General features: G+C 30.9%; 4 protein-coding genes. All 4 read right to left on the bottom strand.

Annotated features, from left to right (window positions below; translation table 11 throughout):
- Window positions 1-69: 69 nt before the first annotated feature.
- Window positions 70-1929: an NAD(P)/FAD-dependent oxidoreductase gene (locus U9R42_02180; protein MEA3494822.1), complete on the bottom strand. Its 1860-nt coding sequence runs from the start codon at window positions 1927-1929 to the stop codon at window positions 70-72.
- A gap of 555 nt (window positions 1930-2484) precedes the next feature.
- Window positions 2485-3264, bottom strand: coding sequence for a TdeIII family type II restriction endonuclease (locus tag U9R42_02175; protein ID MEA3494821.1), 780 nt, complete (start codon window positions 3262-3264; stop codon window positions 2485-2487).
- Between the two features lie 4 nt (window positions 3265-3268).
- The gene (locus U9R42_02170) at window positions 3269-3532 is read right to left on the bottom strand and encodes a hypothetical protein (protein MEA3494820.1); all 264 of its coding nucleotides are present in this window, start codon (window positions 3530-3532) and stop codon (window positions 3269-3271) included.
- The gene (locus U9R42_02165) at window positions 3532-5109 is read right to left on the bottom strand and encodes a DNA methyltransferase (GenBank protein MEA3494819.1); all 1578 of its coding nucleotides are present in this window, start codon (window positions 5107-5109) and stop codon (window positions 3532-3534) included. Before U9R42_02165 ends, U9R42_02170 begins: the two co-directional genes overlap by 1 nt.
- Between the last annotated feature and the right edge of the window lie 86 nt (window positions 5110-5195).

Below are 5195 nucleotides of genomic sequence, written 5' to 3'. Positions count from 1 at the left end.
GCTTGGTGGTGTGAGAGGTGCACTGGCGGAGATTACTCCGTCAGCCGCCTACTCGATTCTAAACTGTTTTTATATCCTTTTTGTTACTTCATAAGCATTTTTTATTGCATCTTGTGCATTCCCTATTTTTTTAGCATCACCAATAACATGAACAGTAATACTATTTTTGAGTTCTTTTCCTAAAGGGTTAAAACTTTTCATTCCGGCTGAAACCACAATAATATCAATGTCATTAAATTGAATATCTGCTCCATCTTTTTCTGCATAAACTGTTTTCCCTGAAATCTTTTTTATATGTGTATGATCGCTAAAAACAGTTCCTTTTTCTTTCATCATTTTTAAAGAAAGTAATTTTGCAATCATTTCCATATCTTCACCAAAGTCAGTTGTTCGCTTAACAATAATCACCTGATTATTGAGCGGAATTAATGCTGTTGCGATATCAACTCCTATAAGTCCTCCGCCAATTATCAAAACCCTTTTGTCTTTTGGCAAATTTTTCTTTAGTAATATTTCTGCCCAATAGAATTTATCTAAACCATCAATTTTTATTTCTGCCGGCTTAGAACCTGTGGCAATAACAACCTCATCATATTTTATCAGATCTGCCTTTTCTGCTTCTTTATAAACAACATCAATATTATTGTCTTTAATTTCATTAATAAAATATGGTATTAAACCATCCATAGATTTTTTATTTGGCGTAAGAGGAGCAAGATTAAATTGTCCGCCAAGTTTTTCTTTTTCAAAAAGAGTTACTTTATGACCTCTTTTCTTTAATGTCAAAGCGGCTTCCATTCCTGCCAAACCACCTCCAATAACAGCAAAGTTTTTAGATTTTTCGACTTTTTCAAAAATATCAATTTCTTTGCCTACTTTCGGGTTTACAAGGCATTGAAGCCCTTGTCCTGATTTTACTCCTCCCAAACAACCTTCGGCACAAGCAAGACAAGGACGAATATTCCCTTTTATTTTATTTAGATATTTTCCAACAAAATCAGGATCGGCAACAAGTGCTCTTCCGATTGCAATATAATCGGCTTTGAAATTATCTGTCAGGTTTTTTATGTCGATTTCAGAATTTATTTGCCCCACGTAAATTGTGGGAACATTAGTTTCTTTTTTGATTTTTTTAGCAAATTCCCAGGTTTTTCCTTTTGGTACAAACATGTGTTGAAAATACCAGGGGGGAGTATTGCAAACTGTTCCGGCTGAAACATGGATAGCTTCAATGGATTTTTCTTTTAAAATTTTAGAAAACTTAATCATTTCCTCTAATTTAATTCCGTCAGGAATCATTTCATCGCCACTTATTCTGATAATAATTGGCAAATCAGTTGTTGATTTTACGGCATCTAAAATTTGTAGCGGAAATTTTATTCTGTTCTCAAAACTTCCGCCATATTCATCGGTTCTATTGTTTACTTTTGGCGAAATAAATTGAGCAGGAAGATACCCATGTCCAAATTGAAGTTCAATAATATCAAAACCTGCTTTCTCTGAACGTTTTGCAGCGTCAGCAAATAAATTTATTGCATGTTGAATATCACTCTGATCCATTTCTTTTGGAGATACCCCCCCCCCCATCTCACATGCTTTATCTGTTGATGACAAAAAATAGTTTCCCGGGATTTTCGGGTTAGCCATTCTTCCCGGATGATTCAAATGTGCAATAACTTTTGTGTTAAATTGATGAATTTTATTTGTTAACTTTTTTAACCCTTCAATTTTAGTATCATTGTCAATGCCAATTTGCGTAGGCAATTCTCTTAACCCCTTATCAAGATACATTGGTTCAGGTGTAACTGCTCCAATATATTGACTTCTTTCTTCGTAAAAATTAAGATGTTTCTCAGTAATAACACCTGTTTTGTCGCTGTATCCAGTTTTAACAGGAGCGAAAATGAAATTATTTTTTAATTGTAACATGATTTATTTCTCCTTTTTAAATAGTTTAGAACATTCGTATAAACAGAACTTCCGTTTATTTCCATTATGTACAGATATATTTAAAAACCTATAATTCCATATTATCCAGCGAGTTAGTAAGATAGCCAAGCCCATTGCTAGTAATATGAGTGTAAATTTCTGTTGTTTTACTTGATTCATGTCCTAATAAAATTGATGTGTTTTTTGCATTAACTTAAAATTTGCTACAAAATTACTAATTTTTGGTAGGATTTTAAAATTAATTTTCAGATTTCGTTCGAACTGCTTGTAATGGCAGTCTGTCTAATAAGCCTGAATATTGATATTTGTACCCAGTCAGTAATTTTCCAAATAGCTGTTTTTTTTAATCATACACTTTGTTGTCTCATCAAAATAATTGCTTTTTAATAGTTTTTAGACAGTTTAACGGTTTGGCTATGCGTAGTTTGGGATTTTGAAACGATTAATTTTCAATTTACCACTAATTTTATTTAACACTACAAACTTCAATATCAGCATATTACCCAAATTACGTATAGCCTTTGTTGGGCACAGTTATTTATTAAATCGAGCAAAGTATGTATCAATTTCTTGTCTCATTTCAATTCCAACTCGTTCAAAACAACCAAGTAAATCATCATATGCCCCATCACCACCAAGAAAGTCCCAAAATTCTTCCGCAACTTTTAATTCTTTCTCTAAATCAAGCATACCAGCCATTGTCCAACGACTGTATGGTTTAGGCTCATAAGGATTATATGGGATAGCAATTAATGTGTTAATTCTTGCTTTGGGATTTTCTGATAAAACAGTTGCTGACCATTCTAATAGTGTTCTTTTAAATTCTTTAAACCCGCCTTTGTTAGGTTTTGCTGTCTTTATGTCAAACAAGTATATCTCTCCATCTTCACTTTCAAGATAAACATCTACTCTTGTTGGTTTAACTGTTCGCATTTCTCCTTTTTGGCATACTTTACGAATTATTTCTATCTCTTTTTGCTTATCAGGTTTTTTATTAGCAGCAGTTAATTCATCCATTATTTTCTGAATTTCATATTGTGCTTGTTCGCTAATCCTTGTCCCAGATTTCATTTGAAGTTTGGCAATTTTAAATCTACTTGAAGCCAAAGAAACTGCAACAGGTTCAAAAATTGTTGTTCCAAAATTTGTATTCAACGAGTGAATAAAAGAATACAGAGCAAGTCTATCTTTCCCTAATAATCTTGTATGAAATGGCATTACGGCTGGCTCGGGATTATATGAGTTAAACCTGTTTCTCAAACTATTTCTAACGGTATTCTCAACTGATTGTATTTGTTCTTTTGATAATGCCATTATTTTAAATGTTTATATTTATTTTTCCTGCACCATTACATTGTGGACAGCTAATTTCTTTTACTTCATTAATACACTTGAAAGAAGACAGCCATTCTCCATTTTCCCATATAAAAAAAGGCTGTAAAAATAATTTAAAGTTTTCTATCTCAAAAATATTTGCAAAAGATATCAATGCTTCATCTTCGGAATTTGCAGATATTATTTCAGAACAATAATTTTTTTCATCATAATATCTACTCACATATTGAATTTCAAATTTTTTCATTATTTGGCTTTTAAATGAAATATTATCTCAGCATAAGCCGATTTGTTTTTTTCTGTTCTATTTAAAACAGGTCTTTTATATTGATTTACGATTTTCATTCCAGATTTTTCAGCAATCGTAGGATACATATTATATTTATCGTTTGCTACAAGAAAAATATCATAATCGTCCTGCAAATACTTCTTAGAATTAATTAATACTTGTGCAATTCCTTCAATGTATGAATTTCTTGCTTCTCGTCCTTGACCTTTATAAAGAGGTCCTATTTCTAATTCATCATTTCGTGTGAAACCAAATAAATCATAAGCATAAGCGTGTTGTTCGTGATAATTAATTAATCCGACATATGGCGGACTGGAAAAAATTCCTTTAATTTTTTGTTCTTTTGCCAGTTTCGAAAATTCAGAATTTTTATTTTCTAATTCTGAAAAGATATTAATATTTCTTGCATCCCCTTGCAGGCAATTTTGATATGTGTCAGTTCTCAGATAATCAAATTCGTAAAATCGTTTTATAGTATCTTTACCGTATCTTTCCCACCAAGAAAGCATTGAAAATAGGGGTTTACAAATTTTTCCGTGCTTCCGACAATAATATGTTTTTGTTACAGGTTCTTTAAGTGTTGCTAAGTCAGCATGAGTGGTTGCTCTGCAAGACCTAATTGTTCTACTTAATATAATTGTTATTATTTTTTTCGTAGTTAGATTTTTAACTTTTTTAAGTTGTTCAAAAGTAAAATCTATTTCATTTTTTATAGGTTCGAGATACCATTTTTCAAGAAAATTACTTGATTTGTCTTGCTTTAATTCTATGTTATATTTTTCTCGTAATTTTTCAAAAGTTTCAGAAAACTCATTTTCTTTTTTTGGAGTGTAATCTCTTTCAATTATTTCCTTATTCCGAACTTTAATTTTATACTCAGGCGATGGAAAATATTTTTTATTAAAAACATTTAATTTTTCGAGTAGTTCATTTTCAAACTGAGCATTTTTATTTTGAGAAATAAAAAATTTTAATGCTTCTGTTATTCGTTTTAATTCACTATTTAAATCTTGGAAATCAACTTTTACAACTTTTACATTTGCAATAAGTGAGTTAAATGCTGAAATATCAATGCCTATTGCGTGCATTCCTAATTCATTGGCTTGCACCATTGTTGTTCCACTTCCAGAAAATGGGTCAAGAATAATATCACCTTCTTTAAAGTATGTTTCTTTCTTGAAATTATCTGTATGGTTGTCAATAAAATATTCTACTAATTGCGGTATAAATTTTCCTTTGTATGGATGAAGTCTATGAATATGTTTTGTAGTATCTTTTTCTTTTAAATTATCGAATGATAAAGCCCAGTTTAAATCGTTACCAAGTTTTTCTCGCCAGTCTGTTTCTCGTTGCCCATTATAACTTTTATAGTAATCTAATAGGTCGTATTTATTAACAGCAGTTGTTCCATTATCTCCATATTTTTTTACTTTTCCGTATTGAATTAGATATGAAATATTGGAAGTAGTAACATTTTTGCTCAAATGGTTACTTGCCCATAAACTTGCTTCTTTTATTGTTAATAATTCTGTCATTTTATTTTCCTATTTTATACAACAAAAATACTATCATTTTTCCTTGTTGCCTAATTTGTTTTTAGTCTGTCCTAATTGTGCCCAAC

This window comes from Bacteroidota bacterium (assembly GCA_034723125.1).
In the GTDB taxonomy this organism is placed as follows: domain Bacteria; phylum Bacteroidota; class Bacteroidia; order CAILMK01; family JAAYUY01; genus JAYEOP01.
Note: the sequence above shows the minus strand (reverse complement) of the source record. Positions and strands in the feature narration are given on the sequence as shown.